Source organism: Amycolatopsis sp. CFH S0740 (assembly GCF_004522315.1).
GTDB lineage: Bacteria > Actinomycetota > Actinomycetes > Mycobacteriales > Pseudonocardiaceae > Amycolatopsis > Amycolatopsis nivea.
Genome location: NZ_SDLS01000013.1, coordinates 92,614 through 113,321, shown reverse-complemented (window position 1 = coordinate 113,321; position 20,708 = coordinate 92,614). Strand labels below are relative to the sequence as shown.

Genomic DNA, 20,708 nt, shown 5'->3' with positions numbered 1-20,708 from the left:
GGCCCGGCGCCGGGGAGGCGCGCCGGGCCCGGTGGCTTCAGTTCTTGTTGGTGCCCGGGGTGAGGACCTTGTCGATGACGAAGACGGTCGCGTTCTTGGTCGGGATGTTCCCGCACAGGATCTTCGCGCCGTTGACGGTCATGTTGTCGCCCGAGCCCTCGATTTTCAGCGGGCCGCCCGCGGTGTTGAGCGAGGTCACGGTGCCCGCAGCGGCGAGGCCCTTGGCGTCGTAGCGCTTGCCGACGACGTGGTACTGCAGGATCGGCGCGAGCTGGTTCGGGTTGGCCGCCAGTTCCTTGAACTTCGCGTCGCCGAGCGCGTCGAACGCCGGGTCGGCCGGGGCGAAGACGGTGATGGCCTGCTGGCTGTTGAGGGTGTCGACCAGGTTGGTGGCCTTGACCGCGGCGACCAGCTTCGTGAGCAGCGGGTTCGTCGAGGCGGCGGACGCGACCGGCTGCGGGCCCATCGAGTCGAGCGAACCCGGCGCGTTGCCCTGCGGCAGCTTCGAGCAGGCCGGGCCGAACACGTCGGCGTTGGTGGTGACACCGGAGTCGCTGCTGGACATCGGCGCCGAGGACGGCATCGACGAGGGCATCGCCGACGGGGAGCTTCCCGAGGCGTTGTTGTCGGTGCTGGTGCCGCACGCGGTGAGGGCGAGGGCGGCAGCGGCGCCGATACCGGCGAGGCGAAGGGTCTTCACGGCAATTCTCCGTTCACAGTGGATTGTTCGACAGGGATTCGGCGCCGGACCGGCACCGGATTGGTCAGGAAGCGATAAAAGTCGTGGAATGCCATCCGGTCGCCCCGTCGGGCACGGTTCCGGCGCGGGCTTCGGTCTGGGTGTAGCCGGATTTGTCGGTCGCACGCACGAAAACCTGGTGCGTGCCGGGCTTGACGGAAATCTGGGTCCACCACATCCGCCAGGTGTTCCGGTTCACCTCGGCGGACAAGGTGGCCGGCTGCCAGGGCCCGCCGTCCACTTTGGTCTCCACCTTGGCGATCCCGGTGTGCTGGGCCCAGGCGACGCCGGCGATCCGCACCGCCCCGGCCGGAACGGTGGCGAATCCCTTGGGCGTGTCGATCCGGGATTCGGTCTTGATCGGCGCCTGCTCGCCCCAGCCCCGGCGAAGCCAGTACGCCTGCCGGGCCTTCCACGTGGTGACCTCGATGTCGACCACCCATTTGACCGCCGAGACGTACCCGTAGAGCCCGGGAGTGACCAGCCGCGCGGGAAAACCGTGCTCCAGCGGCAGCGGTTCGCGGTTCATCCCGATCGCCAGCATCGCGCCGCGCGAACGGTCCAGCGCGGCCGCGACCGGGGTGCCGGACGTCCAACCGTCCACACTGGAGCAGAACAGCTGCTCCGCGCCGGACTGGACCCCGGCTTCGGCCAGCAGATCCGCGAGATCGACGCCGACGAAGTTCGAAGTGGACACATAGTCGCCGCCGACCTCATTGGACACGCACGTCATCGTCACCGTGCGCTCGACCAGCGGCCGGTCGCGGAGATCGCGGTAGCGGTACCGGATTTCCCGGTCGACCATCCCGTGGATCCGCAGGCTCCAGTCCTCGGTGCGCACCTGCGGAACCGACAACGCGGTGTCGACGCGGTAGAAGTTCCGGTTGGGCGTGAGGAACGCCGGGGTGCCGAGTTTGGCGAAATCCGCGTCGGCGGGAATGGGCGGAGCCGAAACCGCGGGCACGAGCGGCCCGACCGCCTCCCGGGACGCCGCGGCATCTCTCGTTCCGCTGATGGCCTGCCCGGCACCGCCGAGAACTCCGGCCCCGACGACCGTGCCGACGCTGCCGAGCAAGAACGACCGGCGCGACGAGTCCGTCGCCTGCTGTCGCGCCGCGATTCGGTGCAGCAGCAGGAAAACCGCGACCCCGACGACGAGACTGGCCAGCGGAGCCAGCAACGCGACCGCGGTCAGATCCGGCCGCGCGGCGACTGCGACCCCGCCGATCAGTCCAAACGCGACAATGATCGCGACACCCGGCCACGGCTTCCGCCGGGACAGCAGCCCCGCCGCCGCGGAGACGACCACCAGCACCGCCGCCATGCCGCCGAGCAAGACGGCTTTGTCGTAAGTGCCGAAGGTCCGCACCGCGAAGTCTTTCAGCGGCAGCGGGGTCAGGTCGATGGCTCCGTTGCCGACCGCGAGGTACGGCGAGGCGTTGACGTTGCCGAACGATGCGGCAAGGTGCCCGGCGGCCAGCGCCGAGACCAGGGCGAGCACGCCGGACAGCGCTGCCGGAAGGAACCGCAGACGGGAGGTCATGCCAGGCATTCGCAGCCGGACCGGGCGCGGATGGGTGGGTGTGCGTCACCCGTCCGGGGGTCCGCTCGGGCCGGTGGCGCCTTTCTCGGCGCATTTGCGTGATTTCGTGCGCAAGCGGCTGTTCCGTCGGCTAAATTCCCGGACGACTCCGGATGGAGCAGTCATTCGGGAGAATGGGGACACCGATGCGGCGAATGTTGATCACTGCGGCCTGTCTGGGGGTGCTGGCAGCCACGGCCGCGTGCGGCGGCGGGGCGGCCCCGGCCCTGCCCACCGACCAGGCCGGACCGGCCGGGCAGCCGCCTGCCTCGTCCGCAGAGCCGGAAGCGGTCACCGCCGATCCGCCGATGGCGTTCGACACGAGCAAGGGCGTCGCGCTGCCCCGCACGGCGCTGCAGGCCAACATGGGCGGCTCGGTCACGTCGAAGTTCATGACGCTGCGCGACCGCACTGGCTACATCATCGCCCCCGAATCGCTGAGCGCGGTCGACGTCCTCACCGGCCGCGAGAAGTGGAACACCAGGATCGAGGGCCCGGCCGCCGACCCGAACGCGCACAAGGGCCCGTTCGTCGAGCAGAGCGGACCGCGTCCGCCGCTCGTCACCGACCAGCTCGCAGTCGGAGCCGTCCCGCTGCGGATGCCCGAGCAGGGCACGACGCCCGGCTACCTCGCGCTCGCCGTCATCGCGGTGAATCCGCAGACCGGGGCCAAGGTCTGGCAGACGAACACCAAGATCGCCGACGACCAGTACGGGATCAGCGGCGACCGTTCGGTCACGCACGTCGTCGCGGCCACCGGCAAGGCCGTGATCGCCAGCTTCGCGCAGTCGGAGGGCAACCTCACCGTCGCGCTGGACCCGGCGACCGGGAAGCAGCTGTGGGTGCGCAAGGACTACGACGCGGGCAGCGTGAACGGCGACGTCGTCGTCGGGGTCGACTCGAATGTCGCCGAGAACGAGTCGATGGTCCAGGCGACCGCGCTCGACATCGCCACCGGCCAGCAGAAATGGGTCGGCGCCGCCAAATCGAGCGCGGTCGAGATCCTGCCCGCCGATCCGGCGATGGTGGTCCTGAAGGCCAACGAGTACAGCAGCGGCCACGCCTTCCTGAAGTTCCTCGACGCGGCGACCGGCGCGGAGAAGTTCTCCGTGGAAGGCACCCGGAACCTGGGCCCCGACTCGTACGGCGACTGCCTGTACGACGAGCAGTCGGTGCTCGCCTGCACCGACTCCGGCGTGCTGACCGCGTACGACGCGAAGGCCGGGACCAAACTGTGGAGCCTTCCGGACCAGGCCGCGAACCGCGTCGCGCCGGGCGGCCTAACCGTCGCCTGGCACGGCGCGCTGTACGGCTACACCAACGGAAGGCAGCCGATCGTCCTCGACGCCAAGACCGGCAAGGACCTGTCCACCGAGGTGGGCTTCGTGCCGGACTGGGTCAGCAAGTACGCCGCGGCGGGCGTCGACCAGGACGGCTCGCCGAAGGCTTATCCGGTCAAGAAGTAGCCGATGCGCCGTCCTCCGCGAGGATCTGCTCGCGGAGGATGTCCGCGTGCCCGCAGTGCTGCGCGAGTTCCCGCAGCACGTGCAGGTAGACGAACCGCAGCGGCAGCGGGCCGCGGCGGTTGCCGGGCAGGACGTCGGTCAGTTCGAGCGGCGCGGTGGCTGCACGGGCGGCTTCGCACGCCTCGCGGTGCGCCTGCTGAATGGACGCGATGGTGTCGTCGTCGGTGAGGACGAACGATTCGTCGGGCGTCTCCGGGATCCCGATTTCGGCGCGCGAACGTCCGGTGACGGCCTCGTCGAACCAGACTTTCTCCACGAAGGTCACGTGTTTGACCAGCCCGAGCAGCGTGGTCTTCGACGGCACGAGCGACCGGCGGGCCTGCTCCTCGGTGAGCCCGTCGAGGCAGTGCTGGAGCGCTTCGCGGTGTTCGTCGACGAAGTAGTCGAACTGGGCCTTGGCGTGGTTGTCGATCGCTGATTCCATGGGCACGGACCCAGCTTGCCGGATGTCGGAATCCAGGTGAAGGAGCAGGCATGCCGTCGTTCGGCCTGTACTACCCGTGGACGCACTTCCAGAACGACAACTGGCTCAAGCTCGCGCTGCTGACCTGGGACCGGCTGGCCCGGATGCGCCCGCCCGCGGCGCCGGACCGCGACGGGGACCTGGTCCGCCGTCTCCGCGGCGAGACCGATTTCCTGGTGGAGACCGCGCCGAGCGCCGCCGTGCTGAACGTCGTCGCCGAGTCGTTCGGCGAGATTTTCGATGCCGACCCCGGCCGCCTGCTCGACCGATACGGGCTGGACGAGCCGCGGGCGTGCGACGGAGACCCGAGAGGGCCGGGCTGGCGAGGGTACGCGCCGCCGATCACCCAGCACATGGTGATGGGGCCGCCGCCGGTCGAGGTGCTGACGGCGGTCCCGGTCGGCGGGCCGGGCGCGAAAATGACCGGCGGGCTCCGGGACGGGCTGGTCCGGCTCGGCCTCGCGGTGCCGATGGACGGACAGTGGGTCGGTCTCGACCCGGAACTGGCTTCCATCTACCTCGCGGTGCTGGCCGACGCGATGAGCCACCGCGAAGCGCTGTCGCCGGTCACCGACGACCCGCGCATGCATCACGCGACCGGTGCGCTGGACCGGTTGGTGTCGCTGGTGTTCGACGAGCACGTTCCGGTGCCGGCGGTGGAGAACGTCTCCAGCGCCTACCTGCAGATCGCGCTCGAGACGGTGCTCGAACCGTCCCATGTGGACCGGGTTCCTGTGGACGAGCTCATCAGTTTCCGGGAAAAGCACCGGGCCGAACTCGCCGCGTTCCAGTCGCACGTGGCGAGCCTCGGCCCGGAGCTGCAAGCCGCCGCCGAAGCGGACAATCTGGAAGTGGCGGCGGCGCATCTGCGCGCGTTGTACGAAACCCGGACCCGGCCGCAGCTGGACGAACTCCGCAAAGCGTTGCGCGGCATGGGCATCGAGGCGTCCGCGGGAACACTGGTGCAGAAGATCGACCTCAACGCGGCGGCAGGCACCGTGCTCGGCAGCGTCGCCGCGGCGGGCGGACAGCTGGCGGTAGCGGGTGCCGCAGTCGCGGTGACGCTCGTGCCTTATCTCGCGGGGAAGACGAAGGCACGGCGGCAGCAGATGGCGAAATCGCCGGTAGCGTATTTGCTTGCGGCGGACCGCAAACTCACCGGACGCGCGCTGCTGCGGCGCGATCGCTAGGGGACGCGCGGTTCAGTGCGGCGCGGACCGGGTCTTCCCGGCATCGAGCCGAGCCAGCGCCGTTTCCACCGCGTTGACCTCCGCGAATCGGCCCTGGGCGCGGAACAGGTCGAGCGCCAGCTGCCACACCGAGCGAGCCTTGCCGGAGTCGCCCATTGCGCGGTGGGTGTGGCCGAGGTGTTCGAGGGTGTCGGCTTCCAGGTAGGTGTTGCCGGATTCCCGGTACAGCGCAAGCGCTTCGCGATAGTGCTCGATGGCGTCGATGTGGCGGCCGGTGTGGTGGGCGATGTGCGCGAGGCTGTCGAGGACGTCGGCCACCGCCGGGTGGTTCGCAGTCCGGTAAAGCTGGAGCGCGCGTTCGCAGTGCGGCCGGGCCTGCTCGTGCTGGCCGAGGAGGGTGAGATACCAGCCGACGCCGTTCTGGGCCTGCGCTTCCCACACCGGATTGCCGAGCGGGCGGAACAGCTCCAGCGAGCGCTGAGCGTGTTCGAGCGCGGCGCGCTGGTCGCCGTGCAGCTCCCAGGTTTGGGCGAGGTCGTGTTCGATGATCGCCCGCACGCGCTGGTCCTCGCCGCGGTCAGCCAGGTCTAGCGCTTCGGAGAGATGGGCGAGGGCGTCGTCGTGCCGGGCCCCGCGGGCGCAGGCCAGGCCGTAGCGGCGGTGCGCGAGGACGCGGGTTTCCGGAGTCCCGAGCGCGTCGGCGGCTTGCACCGCGATGGGCCAGACCGCGAGGTCTTCGTGCAGGAATCCACGCCGGTAGTGATAGGCGGTCAGCGCCAAGGCGATCTGCCACGCGGGTTCGTGCCACCCGTGTGCGGAGGCGACGCGCTGGGCGTCGAGAAGGCAATCGTGGTCCGCGTCGAACCAGTCGAGAGCTTCGCCGGTGCTCGTCGGCGGATGCGGATAGGGATGGTCGTGTCCGGTGTCGATGCCGGGCGGGAGGACGCCGTGCGGATGCAGGACGCGGTTTCCGGCCAGCGCGGTGCCGGTGTAGTAGCCGATGACGCGTACCAGCGCCGCGGTGCGCGCCTCGGCGGAAAGGCTGGTGTGGGTCCTCGCGAAGAGGCGGACCAGGTCGTGCATCCGGTAGCGGCCGGGCGCGTCCTGCTCCACCAGTGAAACCCGTTCCAGCGCAAGGAGAATCGCCGCAGTGGCGTTCGGGGACAAGCCGGTGAGGTTGGCGGCCGCGCGGACGCTGATGTCCGGCCCGGGGGCGAGACCGAGCAATTCGAACACCTCGGCGTGCTGCGGCGGGAGAGCGCGCAAGGACCACGACAGGACTGCGGCGACGCTGGCATCGCCGTCGTCGAGCGCGCTCACGTCGGTGAGTTCGGCGGCCAGCGCGGCCAACGGGAAATCGGGGTGTTCGGCGGCCCGGGCGGCCAGGATTCCCAGTGCCAGCGGAGAACCGGCGCAGCGGGTGACGAGTTGTTCGGCGGCGTCGGGGTCGGCGTCGAGGTAGTCCGGGCCGAGCCGGTCGATCAGGACGCTTCGGGCGTGTGCCGCGGGCAGCGGCCGGACCGCCAGCGGGGTGGCGCCGTGCGTGGTGGTCAGGCTGGTCATGCGGTTGCGGCTGGTCACGACGACGGCGCAGCTCGGCTCGCCCGGCAGCAGCGGCGTGATCTGGCTGGGGTCGCGGGCGTTGTCGAGGACGACGAGGACGCGTTTTCCGGCGAGAAGGGTGCGGTAGAGCGCGGTCTGCGCGTCGGGTTCGGCCGGGATGGCGGAGCCGGTGACGCCGAGCGCGTGCAGAAAACCCCGCAACGCGACGTCGGGCGCGGTCGGGTCGCCGTCCGGGCTGAAGCCGCGCAGGTCGACGTAGAGGCGGCCGTCCGGGAACGCAGTCGCTTGCCGGTGGGCCCAGTGCAGCGCGAGGGCGGTTTTGCCCATTCCGCCACCGCCGTGCAGGACGGTGATGGGCACCGTGGCGTGTGGTTCGGCGAGGGTGTCGAGGTGCCGGAGTTCGTCTTCGCGACCGGCGAATCGCGGCGGCGGGGACGGGAGTTGCTGGGGGACCGGCGCGGCCCACGCCCGGAGCGGTGCGGGGCCGGGAGTTTGGGCGGCGAGGATTTCCTCGTGCACCGCGCGCAGGTGCGGCGACGGGTCGGCGCCGAGTTCGTCGACGAGCATCGTGCGGGTGCGCTGGTAGCGCGCGAGGGCTTCGTCGGTGCGGCCGCTGTGGTGCAGGGCGCGCATGAGGGCGGCGGCGATGCGTTCGTCCAGCGGGTATTCGTCCGCGCGCCGGGCCAGGAGACCGAGGACGGTGCCGTGCTGTCCGCGACGCAGCTGCCGGTCGGCGTAGTCGAGTTCGGCGGCAGTGCGCTGGCGGGCAAGGGAATGCCGGACGTTGTCGGCCCACGCCGAATCGACCCCGAGCAACGCGTCGCCCTGCCACCTGTCGAGGGCGCGTTCGTACAACCGCGCGGCCTCGGCGTCGTCGGCGGTCGCGCGGGCCTGGCTGACCAGGTCGGTGAACTGGTGCAGATCGAGCGCGTCCGGACTGGGCAGCGGGATGACGTATCCGCCGGACCGCCGTTCGATCCCGCCGCCGTGCGGATGCAGGACCCGGCGCAGGCGGGCGACGTAGGTCTGCAGCGCGTTCGCGACGCGGGACGGCGGATGCTCGCCCCACACCCGGGTCACGAGCTGATCGGCCGGAACGACGCGCCCGGCGTCGAGCAGCAACGCGGCCAGCACGAGCCGCTGCCGCGCGTGCCCGACCGCCAGCACCTCGCCGTCCGCGGTCGCGCCGACCTCGCCCAGCACCCGGAACTCCAGCGCCATCGCGTAGCCTCCCCGGTCCACCGGACGAGGCTAAAGCATTGCCGAGCGGGCATGAATCGAAAATGAGCCGGACTCTTGCCGCGTCACCGCGATCCGGCGGCCACCAGCTTCTCCGTGATCGGTTCCAGCGCGGCGATCAACTCGTCGAGTTCGGCCGCCGACAGAGCTTCGTACGGCGCGGCGGCAAGCTCGTCGGTCAAGCTCTCGATGCGCTGCTTCACTTCACGGCCCGCGTCGGTGAACCGACCCTCCGCGTCGACGAGACCTCGTTCGCGCAAGCCGTCCATGATCGCGGCCAGCCGCTTCTTCGGCAGGTGATGCACGCGCCCGAACGACTCCGGCGGGTGGATGCCCATCTCCAGCGCGGACAGGATGTGCGCCTCCGCACCGCCGATCCGCGCGCTGACCAGCGCGGCGATGTGCCCGTCCCCGCGATGCTCGCGCAGCATGGTCGCGGAATGCCACAACCGGGCGACCGGATCGCTCGGCATCGGCAGGGTGCGCATCCCGGCGTACATCATCCGACCCACGGTGGGCGCGCTCGTCGCGGCCTTGGCGGTCAGGTCGGCGGCGCGCACCAGACCCGGGGAACCGGCGAGTTCGTCGCCGAGGATCCGGCGCACCGACGCGGCGCTGCCTCGTTCCCGCGCGGCGACGGAAGCCTCGGGCGGGATCGTCTCCCACGCGCTCGGGATGTGCCGCGCGGCCTCGCCTTCGGCGAAGTTGTAGAACGCCGCGTGGACGACCTCCGCCGGCACCCGCCCCAGCGGCGCGGCGCGGCTGGCGAAGTATCCGTCCCAATAGGTGCGGTGGCCGAGTGCGGCCAGTTCTTCGTTGCACTCGTCGGCGAAGAAGGTGACGAGGCAGATCGGCTCCAGGAGCTCGAACATGCGCCGGGCAGTGCTGGTCATCGCTGCATCATGCCAGCGTCGTGAGGAAAATATCGGCGATTTGCTCGCCGAGGTCGACCGACGCGACCGCTCCGTCCGGGTCGTTCTCCGCAGGGGAGCGAAGGACGACCTCCGCTCGGTACAGCCCGCGCCGGGTCATCACGTTGAGCGCGCGGGTCGGCTGATCGAGGGTGACGCTGACGGTGTCCTCTCCGGCGAACCGGAGCTGGTCGCCGCGCTCGAGGTCCGTCGTGGTTCCGTTGACGGTCAGCCGGAGCGGCCCGAGAGCGGTGAAAAGCCGGTCGATTCCGGGGAAAGACGAGAACGGCGCGTCTTCGAGAAGGTCCGCGACGCTGATCCGCCACCGGGAGGGATCGGCGTCGGCGGCGAGTTCGCGGGTGGTGCCTGCGCCGTTGCGCCAGGGGACCGGGGCGACTTCGGACGGGTTGAGCATCAGGGCATCTCACTCGTTCTCCGCGACAGATGCAAACCTGCCGGGTGCCAAGCGGGGTTCACTGCGGCAACAGCGTGCGGACCGCGTCCGGGAATCCGGCCACTCCGTCCGGTCCGGACAGTGCCAGGTTGAAGAGAAACCCGGGCAGGAGCGCCAAAATCGCCTGTGCGAGCGCCTCGGCCGGCACACCGGTCCAGGCCCCGGCCTCCTGGCGGCTGCGCACGAGACCGGCCACCTCGGCACTCATCTCGGCCGACGCGGCGGCGAGGCGCTCGGCGAGTTCCGGATTGCGCTGGGCTTCCGACCAGACCAGCACCGCCATGCTCGCCAGTTCCCGGTCGCGGTGCAGGCCAGTGACGGCTTCCAGCAGCTCCGCCATCACCTCGCCGACCCCGCGCTCGCCGCCGCGGGCGAGGGCAGCGCGCAGCACCCCGGTGACGTCGTCGAGGTTCTGCGCGGCGACCGCGACGATCATGTCCTCCTTCTTCGGGAAGTACCGGTAAACCGCGCCCGCGGACTTGCCCGCCTCGGTGAGGACGTCCTGCATCGACGTGCGGTGGAAGCCGTCGCGGAGGAAGCAGCGGCGCGCGGCCGCCAGGATTTCCCCGCGCTGGTCGTCCTTGTACTGCTGACTCACCCTCGGCAACGTCCGCTCCTCGCCTTGACACCCGTCGCCGGGGCAGCCTAGCGTAAAAGAAAAGCGGATGTCCGTCCTCTTTTAACGTCAGGAGAGCCCCGCCATGCCCATGACTCCCGTCCCGGACGTCACGCTGACCCCGGTCGCGTCCTTCCCGGAGAAGTACTTCCCGGAAAACCTCGCCGTCCGCTCCGACGGTTCGGTGCTGGTCACCGTCCTCCTGCAGCAGGAGCTGTGGATCGTGCCGGAGCCGCGGCGACCCGTTCTCGTGCACCGCTTCGACCACCCCGTGACGGGGATCGTCGAGGTGCGGCCGGACGTCTTCGTGCTCAGCCTGACCGAGGGCTACACCACCCACGAATCGCATCTGGTGCGGCTCGACCTCACCGGCTGGACGCCCGGCGAACCGGTCGCCCCGGAGGTCGTCTTCACCTTCGACGACCGGGTACGCGCACTCAACGGCAGCTGCCTGCTCGGCAGTGGAGTGCTGGCCGTCGCCGACTGCTTCGCCGGGCTGATCTGGCGCGTCGACCTCGATGCCGACGCCCGTAGTGCGCGGGCCGGGGTCTGGCTGGCCCACGACACCATGGCCGACGACCCGGACGCCGAGATCGCCCCGCCGCGGCAGCCAGGCGTCAACGGCGTCCGGTACAGCGCGCGGACCGGCTACCTCTACTACACGTCCACCGCGCAGAAAGTCTTCATGCGAGTGCCGGTCGACCCAGAGACGCTAGACCCGGCCGGTGGCGCGGAATTCGTCGCCGCGATCGACAACGCCGACGACTTCGCCCTGGACGACGAGGCCGGATTCGCTTACGTGACAAGGCATCGAGCCAACACGCTCGACCGGGTGCCGCTCATTCCGCGGCACGGCAGCGAAGTCCGGCACATCGCGGGCGAGCCGTTCGACGAACGCCTGGTCGGGCCGTCCAGCGCGGCCTGGGTTCCGGGTCAGGAAGGGCGAGCCTTCTACGTCACCACGGACGGCGGCACGACCGCCCCGCCGGACGGGATCCTTCGCAACGCCATGCTGCTGCGGGCTGACCTGCATCCGTGACGCGCTTGGGGGAGGCGGTTTCGACGTGGATCAAGGCTTGCGCGCGACCCCGGCCAGCATCGCCGCCTCGCTCGGATCCGCGAAGTCGACCACCGGCGTATTGACCCCGCTTTCCTCGGGATGCCAGGCGGCGGTCCAGGTGACCCCCGGGTCCAGCATCTCGAAATCGCCGAACAGCGCGCGGATTTCCGCGTTCGAGCGCAGCACGTGCTTGCTGACATTGGTGTCGTACAGCTGGATCACCGCGCGCAACTGCCTGGCGATGTCGTCCGGCAACCCTTCGTGGGTGATCTGCGACAGCACGAGATACGACCCCGAAGGCAGCATTTCCCGGTATCGCGCGATGGCCTCCGGCCCGAGGTCGCGCCCGTCCGGGCCGGGCTGCTGGATGTGCAGGACCGCGGTGACCAGCAGCGCCAGCGGCCGGGAGGGATCGATGACGCCGGTGTCCGCGACGGACTGCCACAGTTCGTCCGGTTCGCGAAGATCGCCCTGGATCACCGCGTGGCGTTCGGGATCCCCGTGGCGCTCCAGCAGGATCCGGGAATGCGCGACCGCGACAGGTTCGCGGTCGATGTAGACGACGCGGGAATCCGGCGCGACCTCGTCGGCGATCTGGTGGACGTTGCCCATCGTCGGGACGCCGGACCCGATGTCGACGAACTGGCGCACGCCGAGACGCACGAGATGCCGCACCGCGCGGTGCAGGAACGCGCGGTTGGCGCGGGCGCAGTACATCCCGGCCGGGAAGGCGGAGAGGACCATCTTGCCGAACTCGCGGTCGATGGCCCAGTTGGCCGTGCCGCCGAGATACCAGTCGTAAACCCGCGCCACGCTGGGCCGGTCGAGGTCCACGCCCGGGATGGGCTCTTCAGGTCCGTGCGCCACGCCGCCTCCCCCGCAGTCGTGGCCCAATCGTAGCCAATCCGGCCGATCCCGCCGGACGGGCACGGCGGCGACCGCCGGCCCGGCGAGGGCGGTGGTCTGGACAACCTGGATATTCCTTGCGTGATCCACTGCGTTTTCGTTAATGGGAAACAGCAGTTCAGCGCCGGGGAATCGGCCGGTGATCGTCATTGAGTAGGCTGCTGTCAACGACTTCATTGGGGGAGCGATGACTGAAGAAATCGAACCGGTGCGCCGGACCGCCGTCCGTTTTCCGGGAATCAGCCCGAGAGCCTACGAACACCCGGTGGACCGCGGCGCGCTCGCCACGCTGCGCGCGATGCCCGGATTCGCCCAGGTGATCAAGGCCGTCTCCGGCTTCTACAACGAACGCGGCGAACGGCTGATGGCATTGGCGTCGTCGATTCGCGTGGGGCCGAAGCAGTATCCGGAACTCGACCGGCTGCGCCACGAATGCGCCGAAACACTCGATCTCCCCGCCGTGCCGAATCTGTTCGTCTACCAGGACCCGCGGCTGCAAGCGTCCGCGCTCGGCATGGACGAGCCGTTCATCCGGATCAGCACCGCGCTCGTCGAGCGGCTGAGCCACGAATCGCTGCGGTTCGCCATCGGCCACGAAATGGGGCACGTGCTGTCCGGGCACGCGGTCTACCGCACGATCATGGTGCGCCTGATCAACCTCCAGATGTCGATGTCCTGGACGCCGGTCAGCGCGCTCGGCATCCGGGCGATCATCGCGGCGCTGAGCGAGTGGTACCGCAAGGCCGAACTGTCCTGCGACCGCGCGGGCCTGCTCTGCGGCCAGGACCCGACCGCGGCGCTGCGCGCGCAGATCCAGCTCGCCGGCGGCGTCGACCCGTCCCGCATCGACATCCCGTCCTTCCTCCAGCAGGGAGCGGAATACGAGGCGGGCGAAGACATCCGGGACAGCCTGCTGAAGCTGAAGTACGTCGAGACCGAAACCCACCCGTTCGCCGTGGTCCGGGCGACGCAGCTGCAGAAATGGGCCGCGTCCGAGGAGTACCGGGCGATCCTGACCGGCGAGTACCCGCGCCGGGACGACGACGCGCCCGCCACGGACTGGAAGGACGACCTGAAGTCCGCGGCGAAGTCGTACAAGGATTCCTGGACCGCCTCGGCGGACCCGCTGACGAAGGTCTTCACCGACGTCGGGGAGACGGTCGCGGACACCGCGAGCAAGGTGTGGGCCAAGTTCGGCGGGGGCTCGGAGAACGGCAACGCCTGAGCTCGGCTTCGCGCGGAAATTCGGAACCGGAAAAGGCCGCGGCGAAATAACTGACAATTCTTGTCTGCTCGGACGCTGACAAAGCACCGCATCTTAACCACGTATCCAGAGCCGGTGGAATGTGGGGTACGTCACCGCGTGCTGCGGTAATGGCGGCCTGATGTGCGCGATGGTATCTGCGGCGCGTCAGGGGATGGGGCGCGTCGGCAAACGGGGGAGGGGCATGCGGCAAACGGAGGAATGGCTTCCCGTGCCGCGGTGGATTCCCCGGCGTGGAGCGGCCGTAATCGGCGAGTGCGGAAAAGCCTCGCTGTTCTGTGGCCGGTAATCGGAGGAATTCAGCGTCCGAACGAAAGGGTTTCTTCATGGTGTTCAACCGGAAAGCTTCGCGCTTGGCCGGCTGTGTCGCCGGGGTGACCGCCGCGGGGCTGCTGGCCGCCGCGGCGCCGGCGAACGCGGTGGCCGGGGGTGCACCGGTCACCGGTGCCGCGGCGTCCTCGCTGGTCCGGCTCGCGATCGGGGGTGACGCGACCAGCGGCGGCCACGCCTGCACGGGAACCCTGGTTTCCTCGCAATGGATTCTGACGACCGCCTCGTGCCTCACCGGCAAGACCGGGGCGCACGCCGGCGACGGACTGGTCGACGGCGCGCCGCCTGCCGTCGCCGTGAACGCCGCGGTGACCGAAACCGGGAAGCCGACCCGGCAGATCGCCGTGGACCGCGTGGCGACGCGGACCGACCGCGACGTCGTGTTGCTGCGGCTGGTCGCGCCGGTTCTCGGGGCCAGCGCGGGGAATCTCGCCGCGACGCCGCCGCCGTCGAGCGGGCAGGTGACGGTGGCCGGGTTCGGCCGCACGGCGACCGAATGGATCCCGGACGCTCCGCAGTCGGCTTCGCTGACCATCGCGGCCGGCGCACCGGAGCACGGACTGGCCCTCGAAGCGTCCGGCACGAGCGGCGTGTGCCGAGGCGACGCCGGAGCGCCGGTGTTCACTGCCGACGGGCGGATCACCGGCGTCATCACCGGTTCGTATCAGCACAACTGCCTCGGCGAGACTGCGACCAACCCGGCGGTCAGCGCCTCCCGGGTGGACGACCTCGGCGACTGGGTCACGGCGCACACCGTCGCGGGACACCACGGCCTGTACCGCGTCGACGCCAACGGGGCGGTCCTCGCCTATTCCGGCACCGGCAGTGCCTGGACGACCCTCGGCACCGGGTTCGACCGGGTTTACGCCGGGGAAAGCGCGGTGGTCGCGACCCGCGCCGACACCCACGACGTCTACCGCTACACCGGGACCCCCGGCCAGTGGGCGAAGATCGGCGGCCCGGGCGACGGATTCGTGGTCAACGCCGACGGCGTCTACGGCTACAACGGCGGCGGCGTCCTGCGCTGGACCGGCACCGGCTGGGAAACGGTCGGCCCCGCCGGGACCGCGTTCTACGCGGCCGGCCACCTGCTCGCCCGGACCGTGCCCGGCACCGGCGACCTCCACCTGATGACCGCACCCGGCACCTGGGTCAAGATCGGCACCTCCGGCAGCGGCTTCGCGATCAACGACGACGGCATCTACGGAGCCAACGGCGGCGGCGTGTACCACTGGACCGGCAGCGGCAGCGCCTGGGCGAGCGTCGGCAAGGCGCAGAGCGCGCTGTACGCGGGTGCCCACACCCTGCTCGGCATCGAACCGGCCACCAAGGACGTCAACCTGCTGACCGGCAACGGCTGGACCCGGATCGGCGGCTCCGGCGACGCGTTCGCGGCCAACGCCGACGGCGTGTACGGCATCAACAGCGGCGGCATCTACCGCTGGAACGCCCAGTCCGGCGGCTGGGCGGCGATCGGTCCGGCCACCCGGGCTCTCGCCACTGACTGATCCCGCGCACCGGCCGTGAAGGACCCCTTGCGGGACTGGGATTCCCGCAAGGGGTCCTTCACGGACCGATGAGAAATCCTCCGCCCGGTCGTCAGTTCTGGTGACCCCCTCGCCGCGGTGGAAGGATCGACGACCATGAGCCCGCCGGACACCGACGACCCAGCGCGGTTCGCGCTGCTGACCGAGCGCCACCGGCGTGAGCTGCAAGTGCACTGCTACCGAATGCTCGCGAACTACGAAGACGCCCAGGACCTGACGCAGGAGACCTTCCTGCGAGCGTGGAACAAACGGGAGTCCTTCAACGGCCGTGCTGCGCTGCGAACCTGGTTGTACCGGATCGCGACCAACGCCTGCCTCGATTTCCTGGAAAAGCGCAACGACCGCACCCCCGTGCCGTCCGGCCTCGCGGGCGCTGAGCTCCCGTACCTGCAGCCGTACCCCGACCGGATGCTCCCCGAGGATCCGCAGGAATCGGTGGTAGCGCGGGAGACGATCGAGCTGGCGTTCATCGTCGCCGTCCAGCACCTGCCGCCGCGGCAACGCGCAGTCCTCATCCTGCGCGACGTCCTAGGCTGGCCAGCGCCGAAAGCCGCGGAAGCCCTCGAGCTGACCGTCGCGTCGGTAACCAGCGCACTGCAACGGGCGCGCGTGACAATGCGCGAGCAACTACCCGCCCGCCGCCTGGACTGGCGCAGCCCCACCACCCACGAACTGTCGCAAGACGAGCGCGCCGTGGTGAAGTCGTACATCGAAGCCCACGAACGCAACGACCTCGATCGCCTCATGTCCCTGCTCCGCGACGACCTGCGCTTCGCGATGCTGCCCGACCCCGGCACCGTGATCACAACGGCCCGGGACGCCGTCAACGGCTGGGTCTCCGGCGGCCTCTTCCAGCGCTACGACGACTGGCGCTGCATCGCCACGACGGTCAACCGCATGCCCGCCGCCGCGCTCTACCTCCGGACCGCCGACGATCCGGCGTACCGGCTGCTGAACCTCGCGGTCCTGCACATCGCCGACGGAAAGATCGCCGAACTCACCGGATTCGAGGTCGCCGACAAACCATGGCTTGGCCTGGCCCCGACCCTGTGATCACCGCCTGGTCGCGTAGCGGGTCAGCACTACACCGCCGGGAAACGTCCGCGTCTCCATGAGATTCAGGTTCACCCAGCTGTCCAGCGCGCTGAAGAACGGCGTACCGCCACCCACCAGAACCGGATGGGTGACCACCGCGTACTCGTCGACCAGCCCCGCCCGCACAGCCGCCCCGGCGAGCGCCGCGCCGCCGACACTCAGCGGTCCGCCGTCGCCTGCCTTGAGCCGCGCGATCTCGGCAACCGCGTCGCCAGCGAACAGCCGGGCGTTCCAGCCGACCTTGTCGATCGTCGAGGAGAACACCACCTTCGGAGTGTCCCGCCAGTTCCGCGCGAACTCGACCTCCGCCGCCGTGGCGCCCGGCTGCTGGTCGCCGGTCGGCCAGTAGGAACTCATCGCCTCCCACAGCTTGCGCCCGTAGAGCGACATGCTGTTCGCACGCTCCTGATCAAGCCACCACTGGAACAACTCCTCGCTCGGCGGCCCGCTCCAGCCGATGTCGTCTCCTGCCGCGGCGATGTAGCCGTCCAGCGTCAGGTTCATGCCGAAGATCAGTTTCCGGGTCATGCCAGCCTCCCTTGTGCGTCGATCGCAGACATACAGACGGGTGGGGCGCTAAAACCTCATCGGGGGCTGTCAGGGCCATGCTGGAGCTCCATCAGCCCCACCACGACCTGGTCGCCGAGCCCGGCTCACCCCTCCCGGCGTGTTGGCGAGCCAGCACAGCCCGAGCCGGGGTGTCCAGTTGACTGCTTGGCAGTTGCGAACGACGCGGTCCGCGGTCGTCTTCGACGGCAGCGGGCGGCCAGGGTTCGAAGCCGATCTCGCCCACGACCATCAGACCTTCGCGGAGCAGGTAGTCGAGCACGGAGGCGAAGAATCCGGTGAAGTGGTCGCTGTTTTCGGGAACCACCCGTGCTGTGTTGGCGATCAGCCAATCCAGCGGAACCCAGTCGTCGAGACTGTCCGCGATGGTGTCGACGACGACCCGCTCGACATCATTCCGTGAGAGCGGAAGCCTGCGCGCGGGAAACTGTTGCGATGAGCATCGCGACAATCGCAACGACGAGCCCGGCGACGCCACCCTCGACCTACAGCCTGAATACGGGAGCGCACCCCGTGTCCTCTTTTATTCTTGTATTCTTGATCAGCGGAACGGAGCGTAAGACACCCCGCGGGATCTCGCGGCGGGCAGGGCGATTTGTGTCGGTGCGCACAAACGCTTCAGTGGACCTCGCGAACGAATGCCGGAAAATTCCGAAGAAAAGGCGTGGCATCTGGGCTCACGACATGCACCGATCGCCGGGGTTTCGCGCTATCCTCGTACCCGATCCTGCTCCCTCCTCTGGAGTGGTTGCGTCAACGGCCAGGTTGGGAATGAAAATGACTAACTTTTCGAACTTCGACAGCCACGGCGACCTCTACTACGGAGGCGGCGTAGCTCGGTTCTCTTTCGGATTGCTGGTGGTTTCCTCCCCGAACAGTGTTGACGACCACTCGAGCTGGGACCCTGCACGCGAAAATGTGCACGCTGGCAAGGATTCAGTGCACGTGCCCGTTCGTCAGTCGGCCAGCGGGCTGGTTGCTGTCGCGTGTGTCGAAGAGCCCGCTATCCCGAAGGGGCTCGCGCTGGTGCATCGCGGCGTGATTCAGCTGGCTCGATCGTCGATAGTGCTCTATGACCCCAACGGCCAGCTTCGCTTGGAATTGCCCGTGGAACGCGACTTGAACGCGATATCCGTCTACGGCGACGACCCCGCAGAACCAGCCGAGGTCGTCGTGGTGCTAGGCGTTCCCCGACAACACCGTCCGGTGGCCGCTTCCTGGGGCCCAGGAAATAACTAGACAGCCTTGAGAGAATATTGATGGGAGCGAATGTGACGGATATCGAGCAGTTGATGGATAAGCTGTGCCGCGCAGGCGTCACGGTAATCCTCAAGGCGGACGACGACAGAATGAGGGAGGGCGGCAAGCCGTGGACGTTGGTGATGTCAGGCCCGGGCCTCGGCGGCCAGGGATTCATCCGCGCCGAAGCCGCCAGCCTCGACGACTGCCTGGAACAAGGCCTCAAGCGACTGCGCGCCGAGTGCGACGGCTTCGAATGGCTGGCTGAGGTCCAGCGCTGATCGGCCGTTAGCTATCAAAGATAGTGGTTAGACTGGAGAAAAATGACCAATCTATTCGCAGTGGTTGACGAGGCTGCCGCCTGGATATCCGATCGCCGCGCGAATTTGGAAGACCGTGGCATGAGGGTAATTGTAGATTTCGGCGGCGACCGCATCAATACCTCAATATCTATATCAATCGATTGCGTACATCGGATCAGTTAATTGATCTTATGGGCCAGCGGGGAGGCATCAGTTGATGCGCGCGGATATTCTTCAAGATATAGATCGAGATGACCACAGGGAAATCGGCTCGCGAGATGATCTGCAGCGCACGCTGAGCGAATTTGCGGCGTGGACCTCGTCGGGTGCATAGTCGAAACGGCCGCGGGTCGTCCGTGGACGAACTGAGTATTCGGCAGGCGACTGGGCTGGGCAGAGAGGGCGTCGCCATGGCTGCCGCGACCAAGCGCGAAATCAGGCCGTTGCGGTTTGGGGTAGCCGCTCCGACTGCGTCCGACCTGCCGCGATGACTTCACGGACCATGGCAGGCCGCAGAATCACCCGAATCCTCATCAGCACAACTACGAGCCCAATTCGACCGGCGGTTCGATGTCACGGTCGAAGAAGGCGACACCTTTGGAGTATCCGTGATGGAAATAGTTGAGAAGGAGCTTCCGGAAGACGGTTATCCGGATTTGCGTGATATTGTTCCGCTGATTCCGGACAATGACTGGTGTTGGTGGGTGCTGGAGGTCGAAGCGCTGGGGCTGGCTGATTCGGTGATCGAAGAGCTCTTCGGTGAATGCGCGTCATCGCAGCCCGTGCGGCCCGGAATCACCTGGCCTGACGTCGTTCGCCTGGCGGCGGCGATAAGACAGTCGATTGACATGTTGCTGGTCGCCACCCGTTCCGAAGAAGACTATGTCAAGGAGGAGCTGGATCGCGACGATTTCTCGCGTTGCCTGGTGATGTTCCGGATCTTCGATTCCGGCGAAGCTTCTCTTGGCGTCAGCGATGATTTGGCGGGCGGTAAAGAGATCCTCGAGAGCTTCCTGGCATTGTGGGATAAGCGCTGAGCTTCCTGTTTTCGGGGTTGCTCGGATAGTAAAACCATGATGGAATGACCTGAATTCGGCTGGGTGGGGCGTACCTAGTTGAGTTGTTTTACGTATTTCGGCAGCTCGAACTGGACGTACTTGCAGGTCGGCAGTGTGTAGCGGAATCAGCCGTGGTCCACGGCATGACTGTTGTGAGCTGAGTGCTACGACGGTCAGTCCATGATCGGAAAGGTGCGTAGGGCAATGGCTTGGCCCGTGCGCGAACGAGGGCTGACTGATTCTCGTAGCTAGGTCCGCGCTCGCTTCTGGAGAAAACCGGTGATGCATCCGGGTTAAGGGATGCATTACCGAGAGACCTAGCGAGGCAACGACGCAGTCGGCGTCGTTGCCTCGTCGGAGGAGCATGACCTTGATGCCGCTCGGCGAGAGCGGCGTGCTGCGGCGGCCGTCTCTGAGCCGCAGTCTGGTGGTGCTGTCGGTGTAGAAGTGGTGCGCGCGGGCATTGCCGGTCGCGGCGCTGAAGGGGCGGGTGCGCCATTTGCCGCCCTTTCCTCCTCTCCGCAAGCCAGTTGAACCACTCGCTCAACGCCAGGTAGTCGTTCGCGTTGCCAGACTGGTTGTGGAGAAGGCGATAGGCGATCCACCGCTTGACGTGGTTTCGGCTCGTAGTCCTCGGGTTCGTTCGGCTCCGGCGGAAAGGACGCGAGCCACGCGTCGGGGTCGTCGGCCTCCGGCGGTGCGACCGGATCGGCGAGCCAGATGTGGAAGAAGCGCACGGAGTCGCAGTAGCCGCGGATCGTGCGGGCTCTTGTTCTCTGCCTCGAGTGACATAGCCCACTCATTGACAACGCCTGCCAGGCCGGCGGAGCGAGAGTGAGGGCTCCGGTGCGCAGGTAAGAATCCTCAAATAGGAGTGTCACTGAGCGCTGTGCTAGCTCCCGCGCCGCGTCGGACGGCACGAAAAAGGGGCTGAACCCGCAGGTCCAGCCCCTCTCGGTCGGGATGACAGGATTTGAACCTGCGACCCTCCGCTCCCAAAGCGGATGCGCTACCAAGCTGCGCCACATCCCGGCACCCCCGAAGCCCGTGGTCCGGG

Annotated in this window: 19 protein-coding genes and 1 tRNA gene; 9 read left to right on the top strand and 11 right to left on the bottom strand. The window is 68.4% G+C overall.

Annotated elements, in window-relative coordinates; genetic code table 11:
- Nucleotides 1-37: 37 nt before the first annotated feature.
- Both EIZ45_RS22575 and EIZ45_RS22570 read right to left on the bottom strand, forming a co-directional pair.
- Complete coding sequence (locus EIZ45_RS22575; protein ID WP_134663107.1) at nucleotides 38-700, bottom strand: fasciclin domain-containing protein; 663 nt, start codon at nucleotides 698-700, stop codon at nucleotides 38-40.
- Nucleotides 701-764: 64 nt separating this feature from the next.
- Nucleotides 765-2,282, bottom strand: a complete 1,518-nt coding sequence (locus EIZ45_RS22570; protein ID WP_167756526.1) for a molybdopterin-dependent oxidoreductase — start codon at nucleotides 2,280-2,282, stop codon at nucleotides 765-767.
- Nucleotides 2,283-2,476: 194 nt separating this feature from the next.
- On the opposite strand from EIZ45_RS22570, the gene EIZ45_RS22565 reads away from it, so the two are divergent.
- Nucleotides 2,477-3,787 carry a PQQ-binding-like beta-propeller repeat protein gene (locus EIZ45_RS22565; protein ID WP_167756525.1) on the top strand — a complete coding sequence of 437 codons (1,311 nt, stop codon included), beginning with the start codon at nucleotides 2,477-2,479 and terminating at the stop codon, nucleotides 3,785-3,787.
- On the opposite strand, the gene EIZ45_RS22560 is transcribed toward EIZ45_RS22565, so the two are convergent.
- Complete coding sequence (locus tag EIZ45_RS22560; RefSeq protein ID WP_134663185.1) at nucleotides 3,777-4,271, bottom strand: DinB family protein; 495 nt, start codon at nucleotides 4,269-4,271, stop codon at nucleotides 3,777-3,779. The genes EIZ45_RS22565 and EIZ45_RS22560 overlap by 11 nt on opposite strands.
- A gap of 50 nt (nucleotides 4,272-4,321) precedes the next feature.
- Between EIZ45_RS22560 and EIZ45_RS22555 the strand changes: the two genes are divergently transcribed.
- Nucleotides 4,322-5,500 (top strand): DUF6236 family protein, encoded by a 1,179-nt coding sequence (locus tag EIZ45_RS22555; RefSeq protein ID WP_134663105.1) that lies wholly within the window; start codon nucleotides 4,322-4,324, stop codon nucleotides 5,498-5,500.
- 12 nt (nucleotides 5,501-5,512) lie between these two features.
- Here the strand turns inward: EIZ45_RS22555 and EIZ45_RS22550 are convergent, their stop codons facing one another.
- The 4 genes from EIZ45_RS22550 to EIZ45_RS22535 form a co-directional block, all read right to left on the bottom strand.
- Entirely contained in the window at nucleotides 5,513-8,305 is a 2,793-nt protein-coding gene (locus tag EIZ45_RS22550) for a BTAD domain-containing putative transcriptional regulator (RefSeq protein ID WP_240690632.1), read from the bottom strand.
- Nucleotides 8,306-8,367: 62 nt separating this feature from the next.
- Nucleotides 8,368-9,195, bottom strand: a complete 828-nt coding sequence (locus tag EIZ45_RS22545) for a MarR family transcriptional regulator (protein ID WP_134663104.1) — start codon at nucleotides 9,193-9,195, stop codon at nucleotides 8,368-8,370.
- Nucleotides 9,196-9,202: 7 nt separating this feature from the next.
- A complete protein-coding gene (locus EIZ45_RS22540; RefSeq protein WP_134663103.1) occupies nucleotides 9,203-9,628 on the bottom strand; it encodes a HutD family protein in 426 nt (141 codons plus the stop codon).
- Between the two features lie 58 nt (nucleotides 9,629-9,686).
- Entirely contained in the window at nucleotides 9,687-10,265 is a 579-nt protein-coding gene (locus EIZ45_RS22535) for a TetR/AcrR family transcriptional regulator (protein WP_240690640.1), read from the bottom strand.
- Nucleotides 10,266-10,368: 103 nt separating this feature from the next.
- On the opposite strand from EIZ45_RS22535, the gene EIZ45_RS22530 reads away from it, so the two are divergent.
- A complete protein-coding gene (locus tag EIZ45_RS22530; RefSeq protein WP_134663101.1) occupies nucleotides 10,369-11,322 on the top strand; it encodes a hypothetical protein in 954 nt (317 codons plus the stop codon).
- Nucleotides 11,323-11,352: 30 nt separating this feature from the next.
- Here the strand turns inward: EIZ45_RS22530 and EIZ45_RS22525 are convergent, their stop codons facing one another.
- The gene (locus EIZ45_RS22525; protein WP_134663183.1) at nucleotides 11,353-12,177 is read right to left on the bottom strand and encodes an SAM-dependent methyltransferase; all 825 of its coding nucleotides are present in this window, start codon (nucleotides 12,175-12,177) and stop codon (nucleotides 11,353-11,355) included.
- 259 nt (nucleotides 12,178-12,436) lie between these two features.
- Here EIZ45_RS22525 and EIZ45_RS22520 point away from each other — a divergent pair, with 259 nt between their 5' ends.
- The 3 genes from EIZ45_RS22520 (at nucleotide 12,437) to EIZ45_RS22510 (ending at nucleotide 16,443) form a co-directional block, all read left to right on the top strand.
- A complete protein-coding gene (locus EIZ45_RS22520) occupies nucleotides 12,437-13,474 on the top strand; it encodes a M48 family metallopeptidase (protein WP_134663100.1) in 1,038 nt (345 codons plus the stop codon).
- 365 nt (nucleotides 13,475-13,839) lie between these two features.
- Nucleotides 13,840-15,351, top strand: a complete 1,512-nt coding sequence (locus tag EIZ45_RS22515) for a S1 family peptidase (protein ID WP_134663099.1) — start codon at nucleotides 13,840-13,842, stop codon at nucleotides 15,349-15,351.
- A gap of 135 nt (nucleotides 15,352-15,486) precedes the next feature.
- Complete coding sequence (locus EIZ45_RS22510; RefSeq protein WP_134663098.1) at nucleotides 15,487-16,443, top strand: RNA polymerase subunit sigma-70; 957 nt, start codon at nucleotides 15,487-15,489, stop codon at nucleotides 16,441-16,443.
- Here EIZ45_RS22510 and EIZ45_RS22505 read toward each other — a convergent pair whose 3' ends face one another.
- Both EIZ45_RS22505 and EIZ45_RS46160 read right to left on the bottom strand, forming a co-directional pair.
- Entirely contained in the window at nucleotides 16,444-17,013 is a 570-nt protein-coding gene (locus EIZ45_RS22505; protein ID WP_134663097.1) for a dihydrofolate reductase family protein, read from the bottom strand.
- Between the two features lie 91 nt (nucleotides 17,014-17,104).
- Entirely contained in the window at nucleotides 17,105-17,530 is a 426-nt protein-coding gene (locus EIZ45_RS46160) for a hypothetical protein (protein WP_167756524.1), read from the bottom strand.
- Nucleotides 17,531-17,829: 299 nt separating this feature from the next.
- On the opposite strand from EIZ45_RS46160, the gene EIZ45_RS22495 reads away from it, so the two are divergent.
- The 3 genes from EIZ45_RS22495 to EIZ45_RS22485 all read left to right on the top strand — a co-directional run bounded on the left by EIZ45_RS22495 (nucleotide 17,830) and on the right by EIZ45_RS22485 (nucleotide 19,630).
- Nucleotides 17,830-18,291, top strand: a complete 462-nt coding sequence (locus EIZ45_RS22495) for a hypothetical protein (RefSeq protein WP_134663095.1) — start codon at nucleotides 17,830-17,832, stop codon at nucleotides 18,289-18,291.
- A 32-nt stretch (nucleotides 18,292-18,323) separates the two neighbouring features.
- Entirely contained in the window at nucleotides 18,324-18,572 is a 249-nt protein-coding gene (locus tag EIZ45_RS22490) for a hypothetical protein (protein WP_205669915.1), read from the top strand.
- A gap of 629 nt (nucleotides 18,573-19,201) precedes the next feature.
- The gene (locus EIZ45_RS22485) at nucleotides 19,202-19,630 is read left to right on the top strand and encodes a hypothetical protein (RefSeq protein WP_043828275.1); all 429 of its coding nucleotides are present in this window, start codon (nucleotides 19,202-19,204) and stop codon (nucleotides 19,628-19,630) included.
- A 979-nt stretch (nucleotides 19,631-20,609) separates the two neighbouring features.
- Here the strand turns inward: EIZ45_RS22485 and EIZ45_RS22480 are convergent.
- A tRNA-Pro gene (locus EIZ45_RS22480) sits at nucleotides 20,610-20,683 on the bottom strand.
- Nucleotides 20,684-20,708: the final 25 nt, after the last annotated feature.